At 73.6% G+C, this 26,344-nt stretch carries 24 protein-coding genes, 1 tRNA gene and 1 riboswitch; of the genes, 18 read left to right on the top strand and 7 right to left on the bottom strand.

The window, feature by feature from the left end; genetic code table 11:
* Nucleotides 1-69: 69 nt before the first annotated feature.
* On the top strand, nt 70-372 hold the full coding sequence (locus AC27L3_RS16285) for a GroES family chaperonin (protein ID WP_048831771.1): 303 nt from the start codon (nt 70-72) through the stop codon (nt 370-372).
* A gap of 12 nt (nt 373-384) precedes the next feature.
* A riboswitch (guanidine-III (ykkC-III) riboswitch) is annotated at nt 385-453 on the top strand.
* A gap of 31 nt (nt 454-484) precedes the next feature.
* Nucleotides 485-805 (top strand): DMT family transporter, encoded by a 321-nt coding sequence (locus tag AC27L3_RS16280; RefSeq protein ID WP_487234727.1) that lies wholly within the window; start codon nt 485-487, stop codon nt 803-805.
* Nucleotides 806-853: 48 nt separating this feature from the next.
* Here the strand turns inward: AC27L3_RS16280 and AC27L3_RS16275 are convergent, their stop codons facing one another.
* Both AC27L3_RS16275 and AC27L3_RS16270 read right to left on the bottom strand, forming a co-directional pair.
* Nucleotides 854-3,139, bottom strand: a complete 2,286-nt coding sequence (locus AC27L3_RS16275) for a transglycosylase domain-containing protein (RefSeq protein WP_487234726.1) — start codon at nt 3,137-3,139, stop codon at nt 854-856.
* 242 nt (nt 3,140-3,381) lie between these two features.
* Complete coding sequence (locus tag AC27L3_RS16270) at nt 3,382-4,704, bottom strand: GDSL-type esterase/lipase family protein (protein WP_487234725.1); 1,323 nt, start codon at nt 4,702-4,704, stop codon at nt 3,382-3,384.
* 176 nt (nt 4,705-4,880) lie between these two features.
* Between AC27L3_RS16270 and AC27L3_RS16265 the strand changes: the two genes are divergently transcribed.
* The 7 genes from AC27L3_RS16265 (at nt 4,881) to AC27L3_RS16235 (ending at nt 11,637) form a co-directional block, all read left to right on the top strand.
* Nucleotides 4,881-6,173 carry a DUF445 domain-containing protein gene (locus tag AC27L3_RS16265; protein ID WP_487234724.1) on the top strand — a complete coding sequence of 431 codons (1,293 nt, stop codon included), beginning with the start codon at nt 4,881-4,883 and terminating at the stop codon, nt 6,171-6,173.
* 41 nt (nt 6,174-6,214) lie between these two features.
* Nucleotides 6,215-6,415 (top strand): DUF3311 domain-containing protein, encoded by a 201-nt coding sequence (locus AC27L3_RS16260; protein ID WP_487234723.1) that lies wholly within the window; start codon nt 6,215-6,217, stop codon nt 6,413-6,415.
* A gap of 41 nt (nt 6,416-6,456) precedes the next feature.
* Complete coding sequence (locus AC27L3_RS16255; protein WP_487234824.1) at nt 6,457-7,944, top strand: sodium:solute symporter family protein; 1,488 nt, start codon at nt 6,457-6,459, stop codon at nt 7,942-7,944.
* Between the two features lie 72 nt (nt 7,945-8,016).
* Complete coding sequence (locus tag AC27L3_RS16250; RefSeq protein ID WP_487234722.1) at nt 8,017-8,331, top strand: DUF6412 domain-containing protein; 315 nt, start codon at nt 8,017-8,019, stop codon at nt 8,329-8,331.
* Between the two features lie 115 nt (nt 8,332-8,446).
* Nucleotides 8,447-9,187, top strand: coding sequence for a YidC/Oxa1 family membrane protein insertase (locus AC27L3_RS16245; protein ID WP_487234721.1), 741 nt, complete (start codon nt 8,447-8,449; stop codon nt 9,185-9,187).
* 134 nt (nt 9,188-9,321) lie between these two features.
* Entirely contained in the window at nt 9,322-10,179 is an 858-nt protein-coding gene (locus AC27L3_RS16240; protein WP_487234720.1) for a fumarylacetoacetate hydrolase family protein, read from the top strand.
* 108 nt (nt 10,180-10,287) lie between these two features.
* Nucleotides 10,288-11,637: a choice-of-anchor A family protein gene (locus AC27L3_RS16235; RefSeq protein WP_487234719.1), complete on the top strand. Its 1,350-nt coding sequence runs from the start codon at nt 10,288-10,290 to the stop codon at nt 11,635-11,637.
* A 7-nt stretch (nt 11,638-11,644) separates the two neighbouring features.
* On the opposite strand, the gene AC27L3_RS16230 is transcribed toward AC27L3_RS16235, so the two are convergent.
* Nucleotides 11,645-12,277: a pyridoxamine 5'-phosphate oxidase family protein gene (locus AC27L3_RS16230; RefSeq protein WP_487234718.1), complete on the bottom strand. Its 633-nt coding sequence runs from the start codon at nt 12,275-12,277 to the stop codon at nt 11,645-11,647.
* Nucleotides 12,278-12,369: 92 nt separating this feature from the next.
* Between AC27L3_RS16230 and AC27L3_RS16225 the strand changes: the two genes are divergently transcribed.
* Nucleotides 12,370-13,302, top strand: coding sequence for an aminoglycoside phosphotransferase family protein (locus AC27L3_RS16225; protein ID WP_487234717.1), 933 nt, complete (start codon nt 12,370-12,372; stop codon nt 13,300-13,302).
* 153 nt (nt 13,303-13,455) lie between these two features.
* Here the strand turns inward: AC27L3_RS16225 and AC27L3_RS16220 are convergent, their stop codons facing one another.
* Nucleotides 13,456-14,547, bottom strand: coding sequence for a Gfo/Idh/MocA family oxidoreductase (locus tag AC27L3_RS16220; RefSeq protein ID WP_487234716.1), 1,092 nt, complete (start codon nt 14,545-14,547; stop codon nt 13,456-13,458).
* A 56-nt stretch (nt 14,548-14,603) separates the two neighbouring features.
* Between AC27L3_RS16220 and AC27L3_RS16215 the strand changes: the two genes are divergently transcribed.
* The 6 genes from AC27L3_RS16215 to AC27L3_RS16190 all read left to right on the top strand — a co-directional run bounded on the left by AC27L3_RS16215 (nt 14,604) and on the right by AC27L3_RS16190 (nt 20,227).
* Nucleotides 14,604-15,788: an ROK family transcriptional regulator gene (locus AC27L3_RS16215; protein ID WP_487234715.1), complete on the top strand. Its 1,185-nt coding sequence runs from the start codon at nt 14,604-14,606 to the stop codon at nt 15,786-15,788.
* A 67-nt stretch (nt 15,789-15,855) separates the two neighbouring features.
* A complete protein-coding gene (locus AC27L3_RS16210) occupies nt 15,856-16,599 on the top strand; it encodes a hypothetical protein (protein WP_487234714.1) in 744 nt (247 codons plus the stop codon).
* A gap of 111 nt (nt 16,600-16,710) precedes the next feature.
* Nucleotides 16,711-17,490, top strand: a complete 780-nt coding sequence (locus AC27L3_RS16205; protein WP_344434496.1) for an HAD-IIA family hydrolase — start codon at nt 16,711-16,713, stop codon at nt 17,488-17,490.
* 140 nt (nt 17,491-17,630) lie between these two features.
* Nucleotides 17,631-18,302, top strand: a complete 672-nt coding sequence (locus AC27L3_RS16200; RefSeq protein ID WP_487234713.1) for a hypothetical protein — start codon at nt 17,631-17,633, stop codon at nt 18,300-18,302.
* A gap of 24 nt (nt 18,303-18,326) precedes the next feature.
* A complete protein-coding gene (locus AC27L3_RS16195) occupies nt 18,327-19,019 on the top strand; it encodes a class F sortase (protein ID WP_487234712.1) in 693 nt (230 codons plus the stop codon).
* A gap of 161 nt (nt 19,020-19,180) precedes the next feature.
* Nucleotides 19,181-20,227 carry a glycoside hydrolase family 6 protein gene (locus AC27L3_RS16190; RefSeq protein WP_487234711.1) on the top strand — a complete coding sequence of 349 codons (1,047 nt, stop codon included), beginning with the start codon at nt 19,181-19,183 and terminating at the stop codon, nt 20,225-20,227.
* A gap of 29 nt (nt 20,228-20,256) precedes the next feature.
* Here AC27L3_RS16190 and glxA read toward each other — a convergent pair whose 3' ends face one another.
* The 3 genes from glxA to AC27L3_RS16175 form a co-directional block, all read right to left on the bottom strand.
* The gene (gene glxA / locus AC27L3_RS16185; RefSeq protein WP_487234710.1) at nt 20,257-22,221 is read right to left on the bottom strand and encodes a radical copper oxidase GlxA; all 1,965 of its coding nucleotides are present in this window, start codon (nt 22,219-22,221) and stop codon (nt 20,257-20,259) included.
* On the bottom strand, nt 22,221-24,068 hold the full coding sequence (locus tag AC27L3_RS16180; RefSeq protein ID WP_487234709.1) for a glycosyltransferase family 2 protein: 1,848 nt from the start codon (nt 24,066-24,068) through the stop codon (nt 22,221-22,223). The genes glxA and AC27L3_RS16180 overlap by 1 nt, the downstream gene beginning before the upstream one ends.
* 323 nt (nt 24,069-24,391) lie before the next feature.
* Nucleotides 24,392-24,465: transfer RNA gene (locus AC27L3_RS16175), tRNA-Lys, on the bottom strand.
* A 252-nt stretch (nt 24,466-24,717) separates the two neighbouring features.
* Between AC27L3_RS16175 and AC27L3_RS16170 the strand changes: the two genes are divergently transcribed.
* Complete coding sequence (locus AC27L3_RS16170) at nt 24,718-25,548, top strand: C40 family peptidase (protein ID WP_487234708.1); 831 nt, start codon at nt 24,718-24,720, stop codon at nt 25,546-25,548.
* 179 nt (nt 25,549-25,727) lie between these two features.
* Complete coding sequence (locus AC27L3_RS16165; RefSeq protein ID WP_487234707.1) at nt 25,728-26,318, top strand: lytic polysaccharide monooxygenase auxiliary activity family 9 protein; 591 nt, start codon at nt 25,728-25,730, stop codon at nt 26,316-26,318.
* The last annotated feature ends 26 nt before the right edge of the window (nt 26,319-26,344 follow it).

The raw sequence follows: 26,344 nt of genomic DNA, 5'->3' as shown, positions 1-26,344 counted from the left end.
TCCCGGCCGGGGCCGGGTACCGTCGTGGGCGTGAGGACGAACACCAGCCACGACAAGCTGCCCATCCGCATGCTCCACGACCGGGTTCTGGTCAGGACCGACATCCCGGAGGGCGAGCGCCGGTCGACCGGCGGCATCGTCATTCCGGCGACGGCCGCGGTGGGCCGCCGGCTGGCCTGGGCCGAGGTGGTCGCGGTCGGGCAGAGCGTGCGCACGGTGGAGCCGGGCGACCGGGTGCTGTACGACCCGGAGGACCGCGCCGAGGTGGAGGTGCGCGGGGTCGCGTACGTCCTGATGCGCGAGCGGGACCTGCACGCGGTGGCGGCGGAGCGCCTGGAGGGGTCGGAGGACTCCACCGGTCTGTACCTCTGAGGCCCGTCGGGCCCGCTGTTTGCTACCGTCGTACATACCCGACGAGACGCGCCGTACCGGGTCAGGACAAGACGACGCACCCCTGGACGTTCCTTTCCCGGAGGTGCCCGTCATGGCATGGTTCCTGCTCGTCGTCGCCGGCCTGCTGGAGGTCGGCTGGTCGGTCGGCATGAAGTACACCGAGGGCTTCACACGCCCCCTGCCGAGCGCGCTGACGATCGCGGGCATCGCGGCCAGCATGTACCTGCTCTCGCAGGCCGCGCGGACGCTTCCCATCGGCACGGCGTACGGCGTCTGGGTCGGCATCGGCGCGGCCGGCGCCGCGGTGGCCGGCATGGTCCTGCTGGGCGAACCGGCGACCGCCTGGCGGATCTTCTTCGTGGTCTTGTTGCTGGTTGCCGTGGTCGGCCTGAAGGCGACGGCCGGCCACTGAAGCCCTGAGGCCCAGCCCCCGAGGCCCTGACGCCCCCGAGGCCCGCCCTCAGTACTCGTACCCCAGCAGGTCCCTGCCCTCGCCCGGCGGGCCGAACGTGGGCGGGCCCTGGGGCGTCGGGAAGCCCGGCGGGGTGACCGGCGGCGGGCCGGGGAACGTCGGCTCCCGCGGCGGCGGGGAGAACGTCGGCGGGCCCGTGGGCGGCCCCGTCGGGCTCGGCGGGCCGCTGGAGGAGGGCGACGCCGAGGTCGGCGTCGGCTCCGGCGGGGGCGGCGCCGCGCCGTTTTCGAGCACCAGGTCGAAGTCGGTGGCCTCGGTGCCCTCCAGCGCCTTGGCGGTGTAGGCGCCCCAGATCTGCGCGGGGTAGCCGCCGCCGTTGATGCGGGGCTCGCCCGCGGCGCCGTACAGGGACTTCTGGTCGCCGGTGTCGGGGTCCTGGCCCATGACGGCCACGACGGTGGCCAGGTCGGGCGTGTAGCCGGCGAACCAGGCGGCCTTGTCCTCCTCCGCGGTGCCCGTCTTGCCGGCCGCCGGCCGTCCCGCGGACTGGGCCCGGCGCCCGGTGCCGGACTCCACCACGCTCTGCAGGATGGACGTCGTGGTGTCGGCGGCCTCGCGGGAGACGGCCTGCCGGGTGTCGTGCCCGTCGGGCAGCTGCACCTCCTCGCCGCCCTTGACCACCTTCTCGACCAGTGTGTACGGGCCGTGCCGGCCGTGGTTGGCGAGGGTGGCGTACGCCTGGGCCATGTCCAGGACGCTGGCGGTGGCGGGGCCGAGGGCGATGGAGGGGGTGGCCGTCAGGTCGGGGGTCTTCTCGGGGACGCCGAGGGCGACGGCGGTGTCCTTGACCTTGTCGGGGCCGACGTCCTGGGCCATCTGGGCGTAGACGGCGTTGACGGACAGGTCGGTGGCGCGGGTGACGGTGATGTTCGGGTAGGAGATGCCGTCCTCGTTCTCGGGGCTGTAGCCCACCGGTCCGTTCGGCCCGAGGACGGGCCGCTTGTTGGTGCCGTCGTAGACCGTGTAGGGCGTGATGGTCTGGCCGCCCTGCGTGGTGGAGTGGTTGTCGACGGCGGAGGTGAAGACGAACGGCTTGAAGGTGGAGCCGACTTGGTAGTCGCGCCGGGTGGCGTTGTTGACGTACTGCTTGGTGTAGTCGATGCCTCCATAGAGGGCGACGACCTTGCCCGTCCTGGGGTCGACGGAGGCGCCTCCCGCGCGCACGTACCGGTCGACGGTGCGGCTGGTGCCGAGGTCGTTCATCAGCTCGGTGCGCACAGCGGAGACGAAGGCGTCCTCCTTCTTTTTGTCGATGGTGGTGGTGATGCGGTAGCCGCCGGCGGCGAGCGTCGTCTCATCGACGATCTTGTTGCTGGTGAGGTAGTCCTTGACGGCCTCGACGAGGTAGCCGCGCTGCCCGGACATGTTCAGACGCGGCCGGCTCTTGCCGGGGTTGGGGAAGGCCATGGCCGAGCGCTGCGCAGGGGTGAGCCACTTCTTCTTCACCATGCCGTCGAGAACGTAGTTCCAGCGGGCCAGGGCCCGGCCGCGGTTCTCGGGATGGGCGCCGACGTCGTAGGCGCTGGGGGCGTTGAGGAGGGTGGCGAGGTAGGCGCCCTCGGCGGCGGTGAGCTTGTCGGAGTCCTTGTTGAAGTACGCCTGGGAGGCGGCCTGGATGCCGTAGGCGTTGCGGCCGAAGTAGCTGGTGTTGAGGTAGCCCTCGAGGATGTCGTTCTTGCTGTACTCGCGGTCCAGCTTGATGGCGATGAAGAACTCCTTGACCTTGCGGCTGATGGTCTGCGCCTGCACCAGGTAGTAGTTCTTGACGTACTGCTGGGTGATGGTGGAGCCGGACTGCTTGCCCTTGCCGGTGGCGGTGTTCCAGGCGGCGCGCAGCATCGCCTCGGGGTTGACGGCGGACTCGGAGTAGAAGTCGCGGTCCTCGGCGGCCAGTACGGCGTGCTGCACGTCCTTGGGGACCTTGCTCAAGGACACGCTCTCGCGGTTGATCTCGCCGTCGCGGGCGAGTTGGGAGCCGTCGGAGTAGAGGAAGACGTTGGACTCGGCCGTGGCGGCCTTGTTGGCCGGGGGGATGTCGACCAGCAGGTAGCCGGCGACGAGCCCGCCCACGACGAGGAGCACGATCAGCAGGAAGGCGCCGAGGACCATGCGCCAGGTGGGCAGCAGCCGGCGCCAGCCGCGGCGGCGCGACCGCCCGGGCCGGCCCGGCCCGGCCGGCCGGCCGGGGTCCGTGGCCACCCGGCCCCGGGGGGCCCAGCCCGGTGGTGCGTGGCCGCCACCAGCCCGACGCTGCTGTGACTGCTCGTCGCTCATGTCTCTTGGGACTCCTCGGCCGCCGCCGGGGTTGTGCGGCCCCGGCGACGGGCTGTCGTCTGACGGCGGTTGAGAGCTGCAGGACTGCGTTCCACGCCCCCGGGACACTGTCGCATCATGCGTTCCGGTGCGGGGGCCAGCGCACCGTTGAGGGCCCCGGAAGGGCCTATCGGGCCGGTCCGACCACTCCTGGGGGTGAAAAACGGCGATTCGAGGTTCGACCTCACCCCATCGGGGGCGCGCTACAGGTGGGCCGGACCCTGCCCCTTGAGCGTGGCCAGGTCCAGGGCCTTCGCCATGACCAGGTAGCCGGTGTCGTTGGGGTGCAGGTGGTCCCCGCAGTCGTAGGCCGGCAGCAGCCGCTGCGGGACGGCCGGGTCGCGCAGCACCACGTCGAAGTCGACGACGTCGTCGAAGACGAGCCCGGTGCGGATGGCGTCGTTGACGCCCTGACGGACCAGTTCCTGGTCGGGGCCGGTGCCGGCGCGCCCGCCGAAGGGCGACAGCGTCGCGCCCACCACCCGCAGCCCGTGCGCGTGGGCCCGGTCCACCAGCCGCTGCAGGCCCGCCACGATCGCCTCGGGGTGCGTCTGGCGGGGGCGGCGCAGGATGTCGTTGACGCCGAGCTCGACGACGACGACGCGCACGCCCGCGCGCGCGAGCACGTCGCGGTCGAAACGCTCCAGCGCGCTGGGGTTGTTCACCCGGGAGGCGCCCATGCCGCCGAGCAGGACGCGGTTGCCGCTGATGCCCTCGTTGAGGACGCCGTAGCGCGGGGCGCCGGGTTCGGTGTGCAGGCGGCGGGCGAGGAAGTCGGTCCAGCGGCGGTCGGCGCCGACGGTGGCGGAGACCCCGTCGGTGATGGAGTCGCCGAGGGCCACGACCGCGCCCTGCGCCTCGGTGCTGCGGACGTCGACGGCGGTGACGTAGCGCCAGAAGGGCGTGGGGACGGTGTACGCGCCGCCGTCGCCGTCCTGGGTGTGGTCGCCGGCGGCGAGGAAGGACAGCTGGCGGGCGTGCGGATGCAGGGTGACGGGCCCGGACGGGGTGGGGGAGTAGGTGCTGACGAGCAGGTCCGCCGGGTAGCCGACGGCCAGGCCCACCGGGTCGCTGACGGCCGCCCGCCCGGCCGGGATGGTCACCGACGTCCGCCCGCCGAAGGTCATGGCGCGCACGCTGCCCGGCACGGCCGCGGGGCTGCCGGGTGCGGCGGCCACGGCGAGGGAGGCGTGGCCGATGGTCAGCGGGGTGGTGCCGAAGAGGTTGGAGAGCTGCACCCGGGCGGCGGAGCCGGCCAGCGTGGTGTGCACGACGTTGCGGATGGACCGGCCGGCGTAGCCGTGGGCCGTGCCCGGTTCGGCGGCGGCCGGGGCGGCGGCCCAGGAGCCGGCCCAGCGGCCGGCGGCCGGCGTCGCGGGGCGCGCCGGCACCGCTGCCCGGCGCTGCGCGGGTGCGCCGGCGCCGTGCGTGCCCGCCCATATCGGGACCGACACGGCCAGCAGCGCGGCCGTCAGCGCGGCGAGCACGGCCCGGACCGCGCCGCGCGGGGCCGGGGGCCTGGTCATGGCGGCGATCTCCTGTCCGAGGCGTCGGACACGGGGAACTCTTCGTCCGTCCCCCGAGTCGGTCGGGTAGGGACAATGCACAGGGGCGACAGCCGGAACGGGTGGTGTGGATGAAACGGTTCCACGGTGCAGGGCCGGCTGCCGCCGGAGGCGGCGCGAATGCCGCCGATGGGGTGATGCCCGGCCGTCCGGGCGGCTTCACCCCCGGCGCCCCGGAGAGCGCCGCCGACGCCGAGAAGCGGCGCGGTGTGCGCCGGATGAAGGCGCTGGCGACGGGCCTGCTGCTGGCGGTGGCGCTGGTGTACGCGCTGGCGAAGTGGGCGCAGGCGGCGGGTGCGGGCGGCTGGGCGGCGTACGTGGCCGCGGCGGCGGAGGCAGGCATGGTCGGTGCGCTGGCCGACTGGTTCGCCGTCACCGCGCTCTTCCGGCGGCCGATGGGGCTGCCGATCCCGCACACGGCGATCATCCCGACGAAGAAGGACCAGCTCGGCCGGCAACTGGGCGACTTCGTGGGGGAGAACTTCCTGTCGCCCGACGTGGTGCGGCTGCGGCTGCGCTCGGTGGGCGTCGGCTCCCGACTGGCGGCCTGGCTGGCGGATCCGGCGCACGCCGACCGGGTGACGGCCGAGCTGGCCACGGCCCTGCGCGGGGCCCTGACCGTGCTGCGCGACACCGATGTGCAGGCGGTGGTGGGGGAGGCCGTCACCCGGCGGGCGGAGGCGGCGGAGGTCGCCCCGGGCATCGGGGCGGCACTCGAGCGGATCGTCGCCGACGGCGGCCACCGGCGGGTGGTCGACCTGGTGTGTGCCCGGGCCCGCGACTGGCTGGTGCTGCACGGCGACTCGGTGGCGGCCGCCGTCACCGGCGGGGCGCCGGGGTGGACGCCGCGCTTCGTCGACCGCAAGGTGGGCGAGCGGGTCCACAAGGAGCTGCTGCGCTTCGTCACCGAGATGCGCGACATGCCCGACCACCCGGCCCGCGGCGCCGTGGACCGCTTCCTGGCCGACTTCGCGCAGGACCTGCAGGCGGACGACGACACCCGGGCGCGGGTGGAGCGGCTGAAGTCGGAGCTGCTGGGCCGGGGCGAGGTGCAGGACGTGATCGCCTCCGCGTGGTCCGCGGTGCGCGCAATGATCGTGGCGGCCGCGGAGGACGAGCACAGCGAGCTGCGGCGGCGCACGCGGGAGTCGGTGCTGTCCCTGGGCACGCGCATGACGGCGGACGACCGGCTGAGGGCGAAGGTCGACGGCTGGCTGGAGGACGCCGCGGTGTACGTGGTGACGACCTATCAGAACGAGATCACCGCACTGATCACGGACACCGTCGCGAGCTGGGACGCCGAGCACACCTCCCGCAAGATCGAGGCGCACATCGGCCGGGACCTGCAGTTCATCCGCATCAACGGCACGGTGGTGGGCGCACTTGCGGGCCTGCTCATTTACACCGCGTCGCGCCTGCTGGGGGCGTGAGGGGCAGCGGGGGCCGCCGCACGCGCCTAGGGTCGGACAACGTGCTGAAGAAACGTCCCCACCTGCTGTGGCTCCTGGTGCCCTACGGGCTGTACCTGGTGGCCCTGCCCCTGGCGAACCGGCTGCGGCCCACCGTCGCGGGCCTTCCCTTCCTGTTCTTCTGGCTGCTGCTGGCCACCCTCGCCACTCCCCTCGCCGTCTGGCTGGCCTGGCGGGGCGACCGCAAGCGGGGCCGGGCGTGAGCGCGAACGCCGCCGTCGCGACCGGCATCTTCGGCGGGTTCATGGTGCTCACCGTCGCCCTCGGGCTGCTCGCCGTGCGCGGCCGCACCCGCCGCGACCCGCACGGCGCCCTGGCGGACTGGTCGGTCGGCGGGCGCAGCCTGGGCACCGTCTTCATCTGGGTCCTGATGGCCGGTGAGGGCTACACCAGCTTCAGCTACCTCGGCGCCGCCGGCTGGGGCTACAACCACGGTGCGCCGGTGCTGTACGTGATCGCGTACCTGTCGTGCGGCTACGCGATCGGGTACGTCGTCGGGCCGGCCCTGTGGGCGTACGCGCGCCGCCACAACCTGGTGACCATCACCGACATGGTGGCCCACCGCTACGGGCGGCCCTGGCTCGGCACGCTCGTCGCCGTCCTGGCCACCGTCTGCCTACTGCCCTACATCCAACTCCAGATCACCGGCATGGGCGTGGTGGTCTCCACCATTTCCTACGGAACCATCAGCCTGAACTGGGCCTATTTCATCGCCTTCGCCGTGACGACCGCCTTCGTGGTCGTCAGCGGGCTGCGCGGCAGCGCCTGGGTCTCCGCGCTCAAGGACGCCCTGGTCATCCTCACCCTCGGCTTCCTCGCCGTCTACGTGCCGCTGCACTACTTCGGCGGCTACGGGCCCTTCCTGGACCGGCTGGTGACGCAGAAGCCGGACTGGCTGACGCTGACCGGGCACGGCGGCAGCGGCATGGGCGTGAGCTGGTTCGCCACGACCAGCCTGCTGAACTCCCTGACCGTCGTCATCTTCCCCACCACGGTCGCCGGCTACCTGGGTGCGCGCAATGCCGACGCGCTGCGTCGCAACGCCGTCCTGCTGCCGTTCTACAACGTGCTGCTGTTCGTGCCGATGCTGCTGGGGCTCGCGGCCCTGTTCGTCGTGCCGGGGCTGACGGGGGCGGGCTCGAACCTCGCTCTGTTCAAGCTGGTCGTCGACTCGCTGCCGGCCTGGGCGGTGGGGGTCATCGGCGTGGCAGCGGCCCTGTCCTCGATCGTGCCGATGGCGGTGTTCATGCTGGTCATCGGCACCATGTGGGGCCGCAGCGTGCTGGGCGCCGTGCCCCGCCTCGCGGGCCGGCCGGACCGGCAGAAGACGGCGGCGCAGGTCGTCGTGGTGCTCTCCGGCGCGCTCGCGCTGCTGCTGACGTACACCGAGCCGAACACGCTCGTGCGGCTCTCGCTCATCTCGTACGAGGGCATGGCCCAGCTCGTCCCGTTGATCCTGCTGGGGCTGACGTGGCGCAGGCTGACGCTGTGGGGTGCCCTGAGCGGGCTCGCGGTGGGCGGGACGCTGGTGTGCGCCCTGGTCTTCACCGAGCACGACCCGGTGGGTGGGGTGAACGCCGGCGCCCTGGCGCTGGCGGTGAACCTGCTGGTCGCCGTGGCTGTCTCCGTGTGGGGACCGAAGCCGTCGGCGGCCGATGCGGCCCGGCCCGACGACGAGGTCCTGGCCCGGGATCCGGGCCCGGACGCAACCGCTGTCAGTGGGGGCGTCTAGTATCGGTACCGAGCCGATGAGTGCTCAGGAGTTCGACGAGCAAAGGGCCGGACGGCCCGGGAGGGGAGTGCCATGAGTGCCGTGTTCCGCACGCACATCGGCCTGCTCCTGCTGCTGCTCGGCGAGCTCCTGCTGACCCAGAGCGGCCTGGGCGGCCTGCTCGGCGCCCTCGCCCTCGCCACGGCCACCGCCGTGGTCGCCGCGGCGGCGCTGCTGCTGTGCGCCGCGGCCGCCGCCCGCTCCAGCGGGCCGCTCACCCCCACGCGCATACGCACCGCGATACGCGACCGCGAGCTGCGCACGGCCTTCCTCGCCCAGCGCGACCCCGACGCCCGGGGCCGCCGCCGCCCGCGGGCACCCGGGTACGCCCTCCCGGCGACCGCCTAGGCACTTCGCCCGGCACCGGCCGCAAGGCCCTGCCGCGCGAGCTGCCCTGGCGCCTCGTCACGCCGATCGCTCCACCTTCCCCATCGGCACGACGGGACCCTCGGAGGGCTCACCCATGTCCGTCTTCGCATTCCTCGCCTCGCTCCTCGGCCACGTCGCCGACGCCCTGGACCCGCTGTTCGGCGCCTCGGCGGCGGCCGCCGCGGTCGTCCTGCTCACCATGGCCGTACGCCTCGCCCTGCACCCCCTGGCCCGGTCCGCGGCGCGCGGCGAGCGCACCCGCGCCGAGCTCGCGCCCCGGCTCGCCGAGCTCAAGCGCAAGCACCGCAAGAACCCCGAGCGGCTGCAGCAGGAGGCCGCCGAGATGTACCGGCAGGCCGGCTCCTCGCCGCTGGCCGGCTGCCTGCCGATGGCCGTCCAGCTGCCGGTCTTCTACGTCATGTACCACCTCTTCTCCACCGACGGCGGCGGCGACCTGCTGCGGCACACCCTGCTGGGCGCGCCGCTGGGCGACCGGTGGGCCGACGCCCTGGCCGACGGCGGCCCGCTGGGCGCGCGGGGGCTGGTCTACCTGGGCCTGTTCGTGCTGGTCGCGGCCGTCGCCACCTGGACGTACGTGCGCGCCCGCAAGGCAGCGGCCGCCGCGCCGGCACCGGTCGCGGGGGACGAGGAGGTGCCGGGCGCCGCGGTGCTGGCCCGCATGGGCAAGGTGCTGCCGCTGCTCTCCTTCGGCACCCTCGTCACCGTGGCCGTCGTGCCGCTCGCGGCCGGTCTGTACCTGGTGACGTCCACGACGTGGACGGCGGTGGAGCGGCTGGTGCTGCAGCCCCTGCGCACACCGGCCGGACAGGTCTGAGCCACCCGGGGGGAACAGCGCCCTTCGATGCGGGACGGGAGGGGCCCACGGGCCGAAAGGGGGCTTGTGGAGAGGGCCTCCGGTCCTGGACGATCAAGCCGGGCCCGACGACCTGAGACAACCGGAGTGTGGCGATGAGACTGCTGCGGGTCGGACCCGCCGGTGGCGAGCGTCCGGCGCTGCTCGAGGAGGACGGCACCCTGCGGGACCTGTCCGCCCTGGTGCCGGACGTCGACGGCGCGCTGCTCGCCGACCCCGCCGCGCTCGACCGCATCCGGGCGGCCGTGGGCGCGCGTGTCCTCCCCGCCCTCGACCCGTCGGGGCTGCGCATCGGCCCGCCGGTCGCCCGGATCGGCAAGATGGTCGGCATCGGCGTCAACTACCACGATCTGGTCGCCGAGATGCGGGTGGGCGTCCCCACCGAGCCGGTCGTCTTCCTCAAGGCGCCCGACACGGTCGTCGGCCCGGACGACACCGTGCTCGTGCCGCGCGGCAGCGTGCGCACGGACTGGGAGATCGAGCTGGCCGTCGTCATCGGGCGCACCGTGCGCTACCTGGACTCCGACGAGGAGGCCATGGCGGCGGTCGCCGGCTACGCCGTCGCCAACGACCTCTCCGAGCGCGACTTCCACCACGGGCGCGCCGGCCAGTGGGGCAAGGGCAAGAACTGCGAGACGTTCAACCCGCTCGGCCCCTGGCTGGTGACCGCAGACGCGATCCCCGACCCGCAGAACCTGCGCATGCGGCTGTGGGTCAACGGCCGTCCCGCGCAGGACTCCAGCACGGCCCGGATGATCTTCCCCGTGGCCCGGCTGATCCGCTACCTCAGCCACTACATGCCCCTGCACCCCGGCGACGTGATCAACACCGGCACCCCGGCGGGCGTGGCCCTGGCCCAGCCCGAACCCAAGCCCTACCTGCGGGCCGGGGACGTCCTGGAGCTGGAGATCGAGGGGCTGGGCCGGCAGCGGCAGGAGCTCAAGGACGCCTGATGCCCTGACGCCCCGGCACCCAACCCAGCCCGAGGGGCTGGGCCGTCCGGGGCAGTCGGTGGCGTGTGCTGCCGGCTTCCGGTCCGCCCGTTATGCATATTTTCGTACATGGAGCAGAAGGAGTACGTGCGCTGGCTCAGGGTGAACCGCCCCGCGGCGTCCGGCATGGCCCTGCTCTCCCTCATCGGGGGCACGCTGCTGGCCGGCGCCTTCACCCTGCTCGGCAGCACCGGCACGGCACCCGCCCCCGCCGGACCCGGCCCGTGCGTCCCGGGCAGCTGCCCCCGCTCGTACCCCGAACCGCACCACGGCCCCCTCAGCGGCCGTGACAACGGCGTCAACGTCTTCGTCGGCGGCGACTACGCCGTGCGGGCGGCCGCCGCCGGAGCCGAGGGCCGCGTCGTCGTCCTTGGCGACGTCGACGTCGCCAAGGACGCCGGAGCGCCGCCCGACTACAACATCGGCGTCCTCGCCACCGGTTCCCGCGTCGTGCCGGACGACGGCTCGCCGTTCCTGCGGGCGGGCGGTGACGTCAAGGTCGCGGCCGGCCAGCGGCTGGTGGCCCGGGAGGGCCCGGTCGCCGGCACCGTCGCCTACGCCGGCCGCGTCCACAGCGGCACCGTCGCCCCCAAGGTCGTACGGGATGCAGGAGCCGTCACCGCGTACGAGGCCGTCCGCGACCGGCTGACGGCCGCCAGCACCTGCTACGCCTACGACGGGGGCCTGCCGCGCAGGACCACGGGGGGCGTCGTCAGCCGGGGCGGCACCACGGTCCTCACCGGCGACGGCAGCTCCACCCCGCAGGTCTTCGACGTCCCCTTCGACATCGCCGCACCCGGCGGCGGACCGCAGGAGGTGTCCTTCCGCAAGGTGCCGCCCGGCGCGACCGTCCTGGTCAACCTCACCAACCCCACCGGGCGGACCCGCACCCTGAGCACTGCGGGCTCCGTCACCGGAGTGCGGCGCGAGAAGCTGCTGTGGAACTTCCCCGACGCCCAGGACGTCCGCCTGGCCGGCAGCGGCCGCCTGGAGGGCAGCGTCCTCGTCGGCCGGCGCACCAGCACCGTGCGGGTCAGCGCCCCGGCGGTGAACGGGCGGCTGTTCACCGCCGGTTCGCTCGTCCACGAGTCCCGCGCCGGTACCAGCGGGCAGGCCCTGTACGCGTACCCCTTCGAGGGCACCCTGCCGGAGTGCGCTGCGGCCCCCACGGCCGGTGCGGACGACTCCGGCGAACCCCTGCCCCTGCCGGTGCCCAGCGGGGCGCGGCCCCCCGACCCGGCCGGTCTCGCCGGCCCGCAGCAGCGCGCCGCCCCCGCCCCCGAGGCTCCCCGCGCCCGCCGCACGCCCGCCCGCAGCGGGCCCCCGATGAGTCCCGCCCTGGCCCTGGGCACGGCCCTGGTCGCCACGGGCGCGGTGCTGGCCCTGGCCGTCCTGTACCGCACGCGGGTCGATCGCTGAGCCCTGGTCAGCTGTAGAGCGTCTCGGCGTACCGCGGGCCGTAGTGGCGCTCCAGTTCCTCCAGGGACTGCTCCGGGACCTCCAGGGTCTTGGCGATGCGGGCCCGGGAGGGCATCGCCTGGGGGGTCCAGGTCTCCGGCTTCCACAGATCGGAGCGCAGGAAGGCCTTCGCGCAGTGGTGGAAGACCTCCTCGATCTCGACGACCAGTGCCAGCCGGGGGCGGTGGCCGGCCACGGTGAGGCGGTCGAAGAAGGGGGCGTCGCGCAGCAGGCGGGCCCTGCCGTTGATGCGCAGGGTGTCGCTGCGGCCGGGTATGAGGTAGATCAGGCCGACGTGCGGGTTGGACAGGATGTTGTGGAAGCCGTCCGCGCGGCGGTTGCCGGGGCGTTCGGGCAGGACGACGGTGGTGTCGTCCAGGACGAGCGTGAAGCCGGCCGGGTCGCCCTTGGGCGAGACGTCGCAGGTGCCGTCGGCGGCCGACGTGGCCACCAGGCAGAACGGCGACAGCGCCAGCCACTGCCGGTCCAGCTCGTGCAGGCGGTGGCGCACCTTGTCCCGGGCCCGGGGGAGTGGCGGACCGAGGAGTTCCGTCAGTTCCTCGTGCGTGGTGATCTCGGCTGTGTCCGCGGCGGTCCCCATCGGTGCCTCGTCCCTTCGTGCGGTCGCGCCCGCGCGCTTGCCCTGCGAAAACGCTTCGACGGAGCGCGGTTCCCGAGGGGAAGATCGCACGCATGAGCAACCTCAGCAAGCGTGCCGAACAAGCTGTGGCCCTGGCCACAGCGGCCGGAGAGCGGTTAGGGCTGCGGGCGGAGCAACCCCGCGTCCTGCACGACGTGTTCAACGTGCTCGTGCACCTCGCCCCGCATCCGGTGGTCGTGCGCGTCCCGTCACTGACCCTGGTCACCGCCGGGGAACAGGCGGCCAGGCAGCGCCGCGAACTGGCCGTCACCGGCTGGCTCGCCGACACCGGCGCGCCGGTCGTACGCCCCAGCCCGCTGGTGCCGCGCGAGCCGGTGGAGTGCGGGGGACGGTCTCTGACGTTCTGGGAGTTCGTGACGGAGGAGCCGCTCGCCGACGGCGCCGACCTGGCAGAACTCTTCGTCCGCCAGGCCGCGGACGCGGCTGCGCTGCACCGGCTGCTGGCCGGTTACCCCGGCGCGGGCGAACTGCCCGTGCTCTCCCCGCTCGTTCCCGCGACCGGAGCCGCCCTCGCCCTCCTGCGCACCCAGGACGGTCACGGCCTGACGGAGGCCGAACTGCAGCGGGCGGAGCGCGAGTACGCCGTCCTGGAGACCCTGGTGCGCGACCTGACGGCGCACTTCCCCGGCGCACGCGTCCAGACCCTGCACGGCGACTCACCCGCGTACAACATCCTGCGCACCACCGGTGGTCCCCTCTTCAGCGACTTCGAGGACGTCACCCGGGGCCCGGTCGAGTGGGACCTGACCCTGGCCGGGCCGCAGGCGATCGAGGCGTACGAGCGCGCCGGCGGCCGGCCGGTCGACCGTGCACTGCTGGACGTCATGGAGGGCGCCCGCCTGCTGCAGGTGGTCGGCGCCCTGGCGCTCGTACCGCAGATGCCGCAGATGGGGCCGATGATGGCGCCCGCCGTCGACCTGTGGCGCAGTCGGGCCCCGCTCGCCCTGCCGCACGGCGCCGCGTAGGGGGCGCGGGACGGTGTCGATCTGCGGCTGCCGCGCGTGGGGGCGACAAGTCACGACGCGCCCGCAGAGGGAGTGCCGCAGCTTCACCCGTGCCCCGGGGAGGCCCGTCACCTGCGGGTCGTCGGTGGCCGATCGCGCAGTTCCCCGCGCCCCTTACGGGGCGCCGGGCAGGGGGTCCAGCGTGACCGTGGTGCCCTTGGCGGCCGATTCCCTGGCCGCCTCCAGCACCCGCAGCGCGGCCGAGGCCTCCCGGGCCGTGACGGGCGGTTCGCCGCCCGTGCGCAGGGCCTCGGCGACGGCGGCGTAGTACGCGGGGTAGTCGCCCGGAAGGGTGCGCACCGGTTCGCCGCCGCCGGTGAGGGGGGACTCGCCCGCGCCCAGCCGGCCCCAGGCCGACTCCGCCTCGACACCCCACGACGGCGTCGTGCCCGGGCGCAGGCCCTCGCGCAGGGCGGCCTCCTGGGGGTCCAGGCCGTACTTCACATAGCCCGCCGTGCTGCCCAGCACCCGGAAGCGGGGGCCGAGCTGGGCGGCGGTGGCGCTCATCCACAGGTGCGAGCGGACGCCACCGGTGTGGGTGAGGGCGACGAAGGTGTCGTCGTCGGTCTCCGCGCCCGGACGGCGCACGTCCGCCTCGGCGTAGACGGAGGCGACCGGGCCGAAGAGGGTCAGCGCCTGGTCGACCAGGTGGCTGCCGAGGTCGTAGAGGATCCCGCCGACCTCGGCCGGGTCGCCGGACTCCCGCCAGCCGCCCTTCGGGTGCGGCCGCCAGCGTTCGAAGCGCGACTCGAAGCGCTGGACCTGCCCGAGCGCGTCGTCGTCGATCAGCTTGGCGACGGTACGGAAGTCGTTGTCCCAGCGGCGGTTCTGGAAGGCGCTCAGCAGCAGGCCCCGGCTCTCGGCCAGCCGGGCCAGCGACTCGGCCTCGGCGGCGGTCGCGGCCAGCGGCTTGTCCACGACGACGGCCAGCCCGGCGTCGAGTGCGGCGCGGGCGAGGGGGACGTGCGTGCGGTTGGGGGTGGCGACGACGACGAGGTCGAGCTCGCCGGCGCGGGCCCACAGCTCGTCGGCGGTGCCGGCGACGCGGACGCCGGGGTGCTCGGCGCGCGCCTGGTCGCGGCGGTCGGGGTTGGCGGTGACCACGGTGTCGAGGACGAGCCCGTCGGTGGCGGCGACCAGCGGGGCGTGGAAGACGGAGCCGGCGAGGCCGTAGCCGAGGAGGCCGACGCGGAAGGGATGGTCCATGGGCTCCACTTTGGCAACAGCGTTGCGTAAGTGCAAACGCGGGAGAGAATGGGCCCGTGAGCAATCTTGGGGCCAACCTCTCCGTCCTGCGCGACCACAACACGGCGGTCGTGCTCGGGCTGCTGCGCGACGCGGGCGGGCACGGGGCGAGCCGCGCGGAACTCGCGGCCGCCACGGGGCTGACGCCCCAGGCCGTCAGCAAGATCACGGCCCGGCTGCGGGACGAAGGACTGGCCGCCGACGCCGGCCGCCGCGCCTCGACCGGAGGCAAGCCGGCGGCGGCGTTGCGGCTGGTGGCAGGCGCTGCACTGGCGGTGGGGGTGCAGGTGGACCGGGACGCGGTCACCGCCGTGCTCGTGGATCTGGCGGGGGCGGTGTGCGCCGTGCGGACGGCGCGGCTGGACTTCGGGGCGGGAGCGCAGGCCGTGCTGTCCGCTGTCGCGGAGGAGGTGCGGGCCGTCGCGGGTGCGGTGGGGGCGGCGCGGGCCGGTGGGCCGGTCCGGGCCCGCCCGTGTCTCCCCCGGCTGTCGCCGGGGGCGCCCCCGGCGGGCGGACTGCCCGCGAACGAGGTGCTCGGCGTCGGCGTCGCCGTGCCAGGGCCGCTCGATCACCGGCTCGGAGTGCTCGGCAGGGTGACCGGCTTCGCGCAATGGGACGGGTTCCCGTTGCGGGAGGCGCTGCGCGAGCGGCTCGGGCTGCCCGTCGTCCTCGACAAGGACACCAACGCCGCCGCCCTGGGCCTCACCCGCCGCACGGCGCGGCCCGGCGGCTCCTTCGCCTATCTCCACCTCGGCACCGGTCTGGGCGCCGGTCTCGTGCTCGGCGGGGCGGTGCACCGGGGTGCGAGGACGGGCGCGGGCGAGTTCGGCCACCAGGTGCTGCAGCTCGACGGGCCCCCGTGCGCCTGCGGCCGCCGCGGCTGCCTGGAGGTGCTGTGCCTGCGCGCGGTCGCCGCGGGCGACCGTGCGCAGGCCGCGCGCCTGCTCGGCACCGGTGCCGCCAACCTCGTCCAGCTCCTCGACGTCGACCGCGTCGTGCTGGGCGGCCGTACGGTCCTGGCCGACCCGGAGGTCTACCTGCGCGGCGTACGGGCCGAGGTGCCGGCCACCGTCGCGGTGGCCGTCGCGCCCGCCGGGGAGCGCACCGTCGCCGAGGGGGCGGCCGAGTCGGTGCTGGCTCCGCTGTTCGGGCCGGCCACCCGCCCGGATGATGCGATCATCGCCCCGATGAGCGGCGTTTGACGGCCAGTCGGGTGTAAACCCCCGCTCCGCCCTCCGGTGCCGCGGGCACCGTGGGAGGTTCCCTCACATGCCTCCACGACGCCTGCGGCGTGCCCTTCTCGTCGGCGCCGCCGTCCTCGCGCTCGGCGCCGCGACCGGCGCGGCGCGCCCGTCCGCGGACACCCCCGGGCTGCACTGCGGCGACCCGCGCAGCACCGAGTTCCCCATCACCTCGCGCCTGATCGGCGGCCCGGCCGCGTACGAGCGCGGCGGGGTGCCCGCCACCTGGCGGCTGGAGCTGCACAACACCACCGCCGACGCGTGCCGGGACGTCCACCCCGTCGCCGTCCTGGCCGACCGCCGGCGCGCCCTGCAGCCGGGCCACTTCCACCTGGACTTCTACGACACCGCGCACTCCCGCTGGCAGCCGGTGCGCTTCGAGCGGACCGACGAGGCGGAGAACGTCGGGGTCCTGGAGTCCGGTTTCGCCGTTCCCGGCCACGGCACGCTCGTCGTGCCCGTGCGCCTGGGCTTCTCCGGCGACGCCCCCGAGGGGCCGGTGACCGCCAACGTCACGACCGTGCAGCGGCGCGGCACGGACGGCGCGTGGGTGGGGGAGTCCGGCGACTACGCCTTCGCCGTCGGTGCCGGTGACGGAGGCCCCGCTGCGCCGGCGCCGTCCCCGCGCGGTACTGCCGTCCGAACGCCGGTGGCCGGCGGGCTCGCCGACACCGGTGACGCCCGGCTGATGTTCGGCCTGGGCGCGGTCTCCGGCGTCCTGCTCGTCGCCGGTGCCGGACTGTTGTTCGGGGGCCGCCGGCTGCGGCGCTGATGCCCGAGGGGCGACTGATTAGGCTGGGGGTGCCGGGACGGCGCACGAGTGGTGCCGTTCCGGTTGTCAGCAGGCCCCCGCCCCGGGGCGCGAGCACGGCAGGAGTCCGTTGTGGCAGAGCGCAAGCCGATCGAGTCCTGGCTCACCGACATGGACGGTGTCCTCATGCACGAGGGCATCCCGATCCCCGGTGCGGACACCTTCCTCAACCGGCTCCGGGAGTCCGGCAAGCCCTTCCTCGTCCTGACCAACAACTCCATCTACACCCCGCGCGACCTGCACGCCCGGCTGCGGCGCATCGGCCTGGAGGTGCCGGTGCCCAACATCTGGACCTCCGCGCTGGCCACCGCCCAGTTCCTGGACGACCAGCGGCCCGGCGGCACCGCGTACGTCATCGGCGAGGCGGGCCTGACCACCGCCCTGCACGACATCGGCTACGTGTTGACCGACTCCGACCCCGACTACGTGGTGCTCGGCGAGACCCGGACGTACTCCTTCGAGGCGCTCACCAAGGCCATCCGGCTGATCGAACAGGGCGCGCGGTTCATCGCCACCAACCCCGACGAGACCGGCCCCTCCGCCGGCGGCCCGCTGCCGGCCACCGGCTCCGTCGCGGCCCTGATCACCAAGGCGACCGGCGCCGAGCCGTACTTCGTCGGCAAGCCGAACCCGCTGATGATGCGCGCCGGCCTCAACGCCATCGGCGCCCACTCCGAGACCAGCGCGATGATCGGCGACCGCATGGACACCGACGTGCGCGCCGGCCTGGAGGCCGGCATGGAGACCTTCCTGGTGCTCACCGGGCTGACCCGGCCCGAGGAAGTGGACCGCTTCCCCTACCGGCCCTCGCGTGTCGTCGACTCCATCGCCGACCTCGTCGAGCTGATCTGACGGATCCCCGCCGGCGCGCCGGCGTTGCTCCGATCGCCGCCCGGTCGGCTGAGCCGATCACCGGATGGAGCAATAGGACTACGGTCCGGATGCGGCGGCGGACCGCACCGGGTGAACCTCTGGATGACAGGAGGTTCACCATGGATGCAGTCCGCTTCGCCCTCTGCGGAGCCGTGACGGCGGCCCTCGCCGTCAGCGCGGGCCCCGCCCACGCCCACGACGGTCCCGCCCTGCGCTCCGGAACCCTGCAGCTCGCCCCGGTCTCCGGCAGGCCCGGCGGCGAGGTGCGGCTGCGGGTCTCCGGCTGCGCCGGAGAGCGCGGCACCGCCTCCTCCGAGGCGTTCGTCACCGACGCCCGGCTCGCCAAGGGCACCACGGGCCTGTTCGCCGAGGCCACCATCCGCCGGGCGGTACGCCCGGGCACCTACCCGGTGAAGGTGACCTGCGCCGGCACGGACGCCACCGCCGACGGCCGGCTGACCGTCGTCGACACCCACCGCGGCACCACGCCCCACGACGACCCCGACGACGACGACCTCTTCGCCGCCGGGCGCGCGGACCACGACGAGCGCACCGGCCACGACCGGTACGGCGGGCACGAGGAGGACGACGACGGGTTCGGGGACGCCACCGGCCGCGACCGGGCGCACCCGCACGCCTCGCCGGTCGCCCCGGTGCCCGCCGGAGGCGGCGGCAGCGTGCCGGCGCCCGAGCGGCCCGACACCGCCGGCCTCGTCCTCGCCGGCACGACCGCGGCCATCGCCGGCGGGCTGATCTGGTACCGGCGGCGAACCGACGCGGCCGGGCGCTAGGGGCGCGGGAGGCGAACGGCTGCCATGTCTGCCCCCTCTCCGCGTTCGAGCGGCACCGGCCGCCTGCTGACCGGCGTGGCCTGGGCCGCCCTGCTGGCCGCCCTGTGGTTGTGGGGCCGCGACATCACCGAGGTGCCGGTCGCCGGCGACACCACCACCGGCGACGTCGCCGCCGTGGGCCGGCCCGCCCCCAGCGAGCTGCCCCCGGCGCACCCGCCGCTGGCCGGGGCCCGCCCCCAGGGCCTGGCCATCAAGGCCATGAACGTGCGCGCCCCCATCGAGGAGCACGGCCTGAACCCGCTCGGCGCGGTGGACCCGCCCCCCTACGACCGCCCGGGTGCCGTCTCCTGGTACCGGGACGGGCCCCAGCCCGGCAGCGCCGGGGCCGCCGTCCTCGTCGGCCACCTGGACACCGACCGCGCCCCGGCCGTCTTCTACCGGCTCGGCGAGCTCAAGCGCGGCGCGAAGGTGAGCATCGCCCGGGCCGACGGCTCCATCGCCGAGTTCACGGTCGAGGACGTCTCCGTCTACGGCAAGGACCGCTTCGACGCCGCCAAGGTCTACGGCCCCCGCGAGAAGGGCCGCGCCGAACTGCGCCTGATCACCTGCGGCGGCACCTACGACCACGACGCCGCCTCCTACACCGCCAACCTCGTCGTCTCGGCCTACCTGACGGGCGTCGTCGAGCCCGCCTCCGCCGCCGGTCGGCCGGCGTGAGGGCCGCCCTCCCGGCCGGTCGCCCGGGAGGGCGACGCGCCCCGTGTCGTACCGGGACCGCCCCCGCACGGGGGTGCACCTGTGCCAGCATGGACGGGGCCCGCAGGGCCCAGGCACGTTGGCACGTCACCTCCACAGGCAGTACACCCAAGGGGGAGTGGATGTACCGCAGTCGGTCCGGCCGCCCGCGCCGGGGACGCAGGGCGGCGGTGGCCCGGGGTACGGCGGCGGTGCTCGTGCTGCTGGCCGCCGCGGGCTGTTCGACCTCCCCCGACGAGGGCCCGGCCACGGGCGCGGCCTCCCTGCGCCCGCCCTCCCAGCTGCCCAAGGACCGCACCCCCTTCTGGGTGAACCCGGACGGCACGGCGGCCCGCGCGGCCGTGCGCCTGATGAAGGACGGCAATGCGCACGACGCCGCCCTGCTGCAGAAGATCTCCGCCCGCCCGGTCGCCGAATGGGTGGGCCCCGACGACCCCGACGGACAGACGCGCGGCTTCACCGAGGCCGCCGCGGGCGCCGACCGCGAGGCGCTGCTGGTGCTCTACAACATCCCCCACCGCGACTGCGGCCAGTACTCGCGGGGCGGCGCCGCCGACGGCAACGCCTACCGGGCCTGGCTGGAGAAGGCGGCGAGCGGCATCGGCGACCGCCGGGCCACGGTGATCCTCGAACCCGACGCGCTGCCGCACATGGAGGACGGCTGCACCCCGCAGCAGTTCCACGAGGAGCGCTACGCCCTGCTGAAGGAGGCCGTCGGCAGGCTCAAGGCCCTGCCGCACACCAAGGTCTACCTGGACGCCGGCAACCCCAGCTGGGTCACCCCCGCCGACCGGATGGCCGAGCCGCTGCGCCGCGCCGGCATCGACCGGGCCGACGGCTTCGCCCTGAACGTCTCCAACTTCCAGACCACGGACGCCAGCAAGGACTACGGCCACCGCCTGTCGGAGCTGCTGGGCGGCAAGCACTTCGTCATCGACACCAGCCGCAACGGCAACGGCCCGCTCTCCGGCGACCACGACAAGGCATGGTGCAACCCCGCGGGCCGCGCCCTCGGCGACCCCCCGACCGTCCGCACCGGCGACGCCCTGGTGGACGCCTTCCTGTGGGTCAAGCGGCCGGGGGAGTCCGACGGGGCCTGCCGGGGCGGCCCGGACGCCGGCAAGTGGTGGGAGCCGTACGCCCTGGAGCTGGCCCGCAACGCCCACTGACCGGCGCCGGTCGGTGGGCGTCGCGCGCGTCACTCCTCCCGCGACTCCGGGGCGAACTCCTCCGCGACCGGCACCTTGACCCAAACCGCCTCGGACGGGGTGCCCTCGTCGTCGACGACCTCCAGCATGTACCAGCCGGGCGGCACCAGGGAGGGGTCCTTGGGGACGGTGACGGTCACGCCGCCGTCCGTCCGCGCGAGGTCCAGGGCGATCGAGCGCTGCTCGTTGTTGGTGACGTGGGTGAAGGAGCCCGGCCGGATCAGCCGCGCCCGGGCGATCCTGCGCGGATCGCTGGTGCGGTAGGTGCTCTGCTCCCCGAGCTTCACCGTCCTCGGCTCGGTGTCCTTGAACTCCGGCCGGTCGTCGCGGAAGCCGTAGGGCGGGGTGTAGAGGTCGATCTGCTGCTGGAAGGTGCCCGGCTTGCTGTTGGCCTTGTCTCCGAAGAGCGAGTCGGAGCCGAAGGTCATCACCCGTCCGTCCGGCAGCAGCAGGGCGCCCGAGTGGTAGTTGCGGCCCACCAGGGGGTCGGCCACCGCGCGCGTGGTGTCGGTGGCCGGGTCGTACAGCTCGGCCTTGAGGATGTTGGAGTCGCTGCGGCCGCGGTAGTCGCCGGAGCCGTTGGTGGTCAGCACGGTGTCGTCCGGCAGGATGACGCTGCTGGGGTAGCGGACCTTGGCGTACAGCCGGGGACCGTCGTGGAAGCGGGGATTGTCCTCGCGCAGGTCCACGATCCGGGTCTTCGCCGTCGACCTGCGGTTCTCCCCGACCCCGCCACCGCCGAGGACCATGTAGCGCTGCTCCTGGGCGGGCGGCAGCAGCACCGACATCGAGGTCTCCAGCAGGTCCGGGTCGCTCATGCCGGGCACTTCGGTGAAGTCGTTGGTCTCCAGGTCCCACAGGCCCGGGGTGCGGCCCTTGTCGGCCGGTCCGTAGCCGGCGTTGGAGCCGGTGTAGAAGATGCGGCCCCGGTCGGCGAGGAAGAGGGCGGGGTAGGTGGGGAAGAAGCGCTCGGTGGGCAGGTAGCGCCAGGTGCGACTGGCGGGGTCGTAGATCTCGTTCTTGCCGGGGACGACCTGGCCGATCTCGTCCAGCCCGGACACCGACAGCACCCTGCCGTCCTGCAGGGTGGTCAGCGTGGGGTACCAGCGGGCCTCCTGCATGGGGTCGACGGTGATGTAGCGCTCGGCGACCGGATCGAACTCGAAGGCGTCCTTGATGCCCTGGAAGTCCTTCTTGTCGAAGGACAGCTTGTTGGCGATGCCGTACGCGTTGCGGGCGTCCTCGCCGGTGAGGCCCTCGATGCGGTAGTTGTCGGTGGTCCCCGTCTCGTACTCCGCGCCCTTGCCGAGGGCCTCCACGTAGACGCGCGCCGTGCTGGCCGTGACCTTGACCTGGTCGCCCTCGCCGGTCTTGCGGGCCCGCGGCACGAGAACGGCGTCCTTGGACTCGAAGGTCTTGTGGTTGTCCTTACCGGTGAAGCGGGTGCCGGCGGGGAAGGTCATCGGCTTGTCGGGGTTCTCGTTGTGGACGACCATCAGGCCGCCGGCCCTGGTGACGTCGCCCTCCAGCTTCTCGTAGCGCTGGGTGCCCCCGGCCACCAGCAGCTTGCCGTCGGCGAGCTGGGTGTGGCCGGCGCAGAAGAGGTCCTTGGGCGTGGGGATGTTCTTGAAGGTGTTCGTGCGCGGGTCCCACAGGACCGTGCGGAAGGTCTTCGCCTTGAAGTTCGCGGCGTTGTTGCCCGATCCCGCGACCAGCAGCACCTTCCCGGTGTGCAGCAGGGCCGCGTGGATGGTGTTGATGCGGTACTCGCGGGGCACGTCCACGACGTCCCAGTGGCCGTTCCGTGCCTTGTAGGCCGGCTGGTTGATCTTGTAGTCGTGGTACTGGTGCGCGGCGTAGCCCCACAGGGCCGGGCCGTTCATGCCGGCCAGCGCCATCAGGGCGGCGGCCCCCAGGGCCGTGCGCCGGGTGCGGCGGCTCGGACGCAGGCGCATCACCGGGCGGCCTCCTCGGCGGGCCGGGCGCGGTGCAGGCCCCAGCGCCAGGCGACGATGGGCGCCACGGTGATCACCAGGGCGAGCACGGCCCAGGTGCGCATTGCCACATGGGTGTGGCCCAGCACGAACGAGGCCACCAGCGAGCCGCCGAAGACCACCAGGAAGAACAGGTGGATGCGGAAGGTGCCGAAGAGTGTGTCGGGGCTGGCGGAGTCGCCCTTGGGCGTCACCACGAAGCGGCTCTTGCGGCGCAGCACGGCGTCCATGAGCGAACGGGCGTAGACGGGCGCCGACAGCGCGGACATCACCATGCCGGCCAGGCCGCCGGAGCCCTCGGGCTCGTGCGGGGAGACGTTGTGCCGGCGGTTCCAGATGTACAGGCCGATCTGGAGGGCGGCGGCGTCGCTGTAGAGCATCATCCAGATCTCGGAGTCGATCGAGATGCCGGAGGCGCCGAGGCCCAGGAAGAGCGTGCAGCTCAGGGCGCCGAGCATCCAGTTGATCGCGGTCATGGGGTAGTAGATGACCATGAGCGTGTAGTTGAGGAACGGACCCGGCCCGAGGGTGAAGGGCCCTTTCCAGTACTGCTTGAGGATGGTCTCGTACGTGCCCCGAGACCAGCGCAGCTGCTGTGTGAAGAAGTCCGTCCAGGCGTTCGGTCCCTCGCCGACGGCGAGGACGTCGGGGGTGTAGACCGAGCGCCACTTGCGACCGGTGGCCGGGTTGCGGTGCCGGTGCAGTTCGAAGCCGGTGGCCATGTCCTCGGTGATCGAGTCGTACAGGCCGCCGATGCTCTTGAGGGCCGAGATGCGCACGGCGTTGTTGGTGCCGACGAACATGGGGGCGCCGTAGCGGTTGCCGGCGCGCTGGATCAGGGCGTGGAAGAGGAACTGCTGGCTCTCGGCGGCCTTGGTGACCGCCGTGTCGTAGTTCCCGTACACCTGCGGTCCAACGACAAAAGCGACATCCGGGTCACGGAAGTAACCGAGCATGCGCTCGAGGAAGTTGGGCAGCGGCACGTGATCGGTGTCGACGGAGGCGAAGAAGTCGTAGTCGTCGCCGTGCGCGTCGAGCCAGGCGTTGTAGTTCCCGTGCTTCGTCCGAGCCCGGTGCGGGCCCTTGGGCGTGTTCCACTTCTCGATCCCCTTGCGGCTGAAGTGCCGTACGCCCAGCCGCTCGCAGACCGCCTTGACCTCGGGGTCGTCGCCCTCGTCGAGGAGCCAGACGTGCACGGGACCCCGGTGGCGGACCCGCACGGCCGCCTCCAGGGTCTTGGTGACCATGGACAGGGGCTCCTTGCCGGGCACGAAGGACGTCAGGAAGGCGACCTTGGTGCCCGACTCGGGCACCACCGGTATGGGATCCCGGGCCACCAGGGTGGCGTGGGCGTTGGAGACGACGTTCAGTGTGCGGAAGAGCTCGATCAGCCCGATGGACACCAGCATCACCGTGTCCAGGGACCGCATCAGCGCACTCGCGTGGTCGCGCTGCGTCCAGTGCGCGGGCTGCATCAGCCAGATCAGCAGGCCCAGCGAGACGACGGGCGCCGCTCCGAGCAGCAGCGCGGCCTGGATCCGGTGCGGCTCGTCGGCCAGCAGGCTGCGGTAGCGGACGCGGTAGGGGCCGGGCCCCTCGGGCGGCCGGCTCAGCGGGCCGGCCAGCCGGCTGTAGTGCTCGTAGTCGTAGCGGGGCAGGGGTTTGCGGCGGTACGGCGGGGAGGTCCGCCCCGGCGGGCCGGTGCGCCGCGGCCGGTCCGGCGAGCGGGCCGGCGCGGGCACGAGCACCCCCTCGGGCGGTGCGGAAACGGATCTCTGCTGCCGGGCACCGGCAGGCGTCGACGTCATAGTCATTCCCCCCGCACGCATGCGACTGCGTGTGTACGTGCCGTACGTGGGCCCCCCGGCCCCCCTCGCCCCCGCCCAACTCACGGATTTCCCAGTGATATTGGGCGAAGACGTGCGTTTCAGGATCTCGGACCCAAGGTCATGATCGCAAGGGTGAAACGCGGTGCTTAGCGGGCAAAGTGGTGCGTCGAACGAAGATGCCCATGAAGCATGAGAAACGGAAGAAAAGTGGTCACATCTGACACGCTTGTGCCTTCGTGACGCGCGGGACGCGCACAACGACTCAGGGCTCCTCACGTGCGTGAGGAGCCCTGAGTCTCGCGTGCGCCGCCAGGGACTCGAACCCCGGACCCGCTGATTAAGAGTCAGCTGCTCTAACCAACTGAGCTAGCGGCGCCTGCTGACAGAGAAAACTCTACCTGACGTCCGGGGGTGCTTCCGACCACCCCGGATGCCGCTCGGCGGCCCGCGCCCGGCCGTTCTCGTCGGACACACGCCGGCAGGGCGGGCGTTCTGTCCATTTATGCGGAGATTTCCCTTACGTAGGGTAATCGTCGTGCGGCATGCGGTTCCGTGCGACCGCTGGGAAGCTGTGGCGAACGAGGCGAAAGTTTTCTCCTGATCCTCGTGAGGGGAAGGTGGCAGCGAGATGGCCGAGGACGCACCCGAGGACATATCCACCGCAGGCCCCGCCCGCGCCCGGCGGCATCCGGCGCGCGGGGCGCTGGTCGCCGCCGTCGGAGCGGCCGTGATCGCCGGTGCCGGCCCGGTCGCGGCGGCAGCGGAACCGTCGGACCCGTCGCCCGGCGTGGGATCGGAGGCCGGAACGGCCGTCCAGGAGGACGTCCGGCACGGCACCGACGAGGACCCCCGCGGCGACGCCGGGCAGGAGGCGGACCACGAGACGGACCACGAGACGGACCGGCAGGCGGGCCGCCAGGCGGCCCCGGCGGGTGCGGAGGGCGCCGCCGAGGACGCCGGCGAGAGTGCCGCCGAGGGCGCCGGCGCCCCCGCCGGGAGCCGGCCCGCCGCCCCCGACCTGGAGCCCGCCGTCGCCTACGCGCTGCGTCACGTCGGCGACCCGTACGTCTTCGGCGCCGAGGGGCCGCGCAGCTGGGACTGCTCCGGCCTCGTCCAGCAGGCGTACCGGCGCGCGGGCGTGCGGCTGCCGCGCCTGGCCGCCGACCAGTACCGCGCCACCCGGCCCATTGCGCGCAGCGCGCTGCGCCGCGGCGACCTGGTCTTCTGGTCGACCGACGGCAGGGCCTCGGGGGTGCACCACGTGGCCATCTACGCGGGCGGCGGCCGCTACATCGAGGCGGCCCGGCCCGGTACGCGCGTCCGGGTTTCGACCTTCGCGTACTACCCGCCGCAGCTCTACGGGCGGGTGGTGTGGGCGGGTCCGGCGCAGGTCCTGCCGGGCGAGGAGGAGGCGGACGCGCACGTCACCTGTTCGGACGATGCCGCGGGGTGCGGCTGAGGGGTTCGGGTCCGGCTGCCCGGTCACGGTGCGTGGCGTGATCGGGCAGGGGGCGGCGGCGTCCGTCAAGGGCGCCTTTTTGGCCTGGACATGACTACGGGCCGGTACTAGCCTCCGTGTTGGTCTAGACCGCGTTCCACTCGTCTCACAGAACCCCCCACGTTCGCGAGGAGTGACGTATGCGCAAAAAGATCAGCGCGACGATCATCGGCCTGAGCGTCGCCTGCATCTCCCTCTTCCCCGCCGGCAGCGCCGGCAGCCACGGCTACACCGACGCACCCACCAGCCGCCAGTCCTTCTGCGCCCAGGGCGCGGTGGAGGACTGCGGCGAGATCCAGTGGGAGCCGCAGTCCGTCGAGGGCCCCAAGGGCTTCCCGTCCCACGGCCCCGCCGACGGCACGCTCTGTGCCGGCGGCAACAGCCGCTTCGCCGAGCTCGACGACCCGCGGGACGGCACCTGGCCCGCCACCCGGGTCACGGCGGGCCGCAGCTACACGTTCCGCTGGAGGCTCACCGCCCGCCACGCGACCACGGACTTCCGCTACTACCTCACCAACGACCACTACCGGCCCGGCCGGCCGCTCACCCGCGCCGACCTCGACCTGCAGCCGTTCCTGACCGTGCCCTACGGCGGTCGCGTCCCCGACGCCACCGTCACCCACCAGGCCACGATCCCGGCGGGCCGGAGCGGCAAGCAGCTGATCCTGGCGGTCTGGACGATCGCCGACACGGGCAACGCGTTCTACGCCTGCTCCGACGTGCAGTTCTGATGCCCGCCTCCGGCGCCGGGGCCGCG

This window comes from Streptomyces sp. PKA51, assembly GCF_057552455.1.
Note: the sequence above shows the minus strand (reverse complement) of the source record. Positions and strands in the feature narration are given on the sequence as shown.

Excerpts from the sequence above, each read along its gene's own strand:
- AC27L3_RS16285 (WP_048831771.1), top strand. The coding sequence starts at position 70 with ATGCTCCACGACCGGGTTCTGGTCAGGACCGACATCCCGGAGGGCGAG.
- AC27L3_RS16280 (WP_487234727.1), top strand. The coding sequence starts at position 485 with ATGGCATGGTTCCTGCTCGTCGTCGCCGGCCTGCTGGAGGTCGGCTGG.
- AC27L3_RS16275 (WP_487234726.1), bottom strand. The coding sequence starts at position 3,139 with ATGAGCGACGAGCAGTCACAGCAGCGTCGGGCTGGTGGCGGCCACGCA.
- AC27L3_RS16270 (WP_487234725.1), bottom strand. The coding sequence starts at position 4,704 with ATGACCAGGCCCCCGGCCCCGCGCGGCGCGGTCCGGGCCGTGCTCGCC.
- AC27L3_RS16265 (WP_487234724.1), top strand. The coding sequence starts at position 4,881 with ATGCCCGGCCGTCCGGGCGGCTTCACCCCCGGCGCCCCGGAGAGCGCC.
- AC27L3_RS16255 (WP_487234824.1), top strand. The coding sequence starts at position 6,457 with ATGGTGCTCACCGTCGCCCTCGGGCTGCTCGCCGTGCGCGGCCGCACC.
- AC27L3_RS16250 (WP_487234722.1), top strand. The coding sequence starts at position 8,017 with ATGAGTGCCGTGTTCCGCACGCACATCGGCCTGCTCCTGCTGCTGCTC.
- AC27L3_RS16245 (WP_487234721.1), top strand. The coding sequence starts at position 8,447 with ATGTCCGTCTTCGCATTCCTCGCCTCGCTCCTCGGCCACGTCGCCGAC.
- AC27L3_RS16240 (WP_487234720.1), top strand. The coding sequence starts at position 9,322 with ATGAGACTGCTGCGGGTCGGACCCGCCGGTGGCGAGCGTCCGGCGCTG.
- AC27L3_RS16235 (WP_487234719.1), top strand. The coding sequence starts at position 10,288 with ATGGAGCAGAAGGAGTACGTGCGCTGGCTCAGGGTGAACCGCCCCGCG.
- AC27L3_RS16230 (WP_487234718.1), bottom strand. The coding sequence starts at position 12,277 with ATGGGGACCGCCGCGGACACAGCCGAGATCACCACGCACGAGGAACTG.
- AC27L3_RS16225 (WP_487234717.1), top strand. The coding sequence starts at position 12,370 with ATGAGCAACCTCAGCAAGCGTGCCGAACAAGCTGTGGCCCTGGCCACA.
- AC27L3_RS16220 (WP_487234716.1), bottom strand. The coding sequence starts at position 14,547 with ATGGACCATCCCTTCCGCGTCGGCCTCCTCGGCTACGGCCTCGCCGGC.
- AC27L3_RS16210 (WP_487234714.1), top strand. The coding sequence starts at position 15,856 with ATGCCTCCACGACGCCTGCGGCGTGCCCTTCTCGTCGGCGCCGCCGTC.
- AC27L3_RS16200 (WP_487234713.1), top strand. The coding sequence starts at position 17,631 with ATGGATGCAGTCCGCTTCGCCCTCTGCGGAGCCGTGACGGCGGCCCTC.
- AC27L3_RS16195 (WP_487234712.1), top strand. The coding sequence starts at position 18,327 with ATGTCTGCCCCCTCTCCGCGTTCGAGCGGCACCGGCCGCCTGCTGACC.
- AC27L3_RS16190 (WP_487234711.1), top strand. The coding sequence starts at position 19,181 with ATGTACCGCAGTCGGTCCGGCCGCCCGCGCCGGGGACGCAGGGCGGCG.
- glxA (WP_487234710.1), bottom strand. The coding sequence starts at position 22,221 with ATGCGCCTGCGTCCGAGCCGCCGCACCCGGCGCACGGCCCTGGGGGCC.
- AC27L3_RS16180 (WP_487234709.1), bottom strand. The coding sequence starts at position 24,068 with ATGACGTCGACGCCTGCCGGTGCCCGGCAGCAGAGATCCGTTTCCGCA.
- AC27L3_RS16170 (WP_487234708.1), top strand. The coding sequence starts at position 24,718 with ATGGCCGAGGACGCACCCGAGGACATATCCACCGCAGGCCCCGCCCGC.
- AC27L3_RS16165 (WP_487234707.1), top strand. The coding sequence starts at position 25,728 with ATGCGCAAAAAGATCAGCGCGACGATCATCGGCCTGAGCGTCGCCTGC.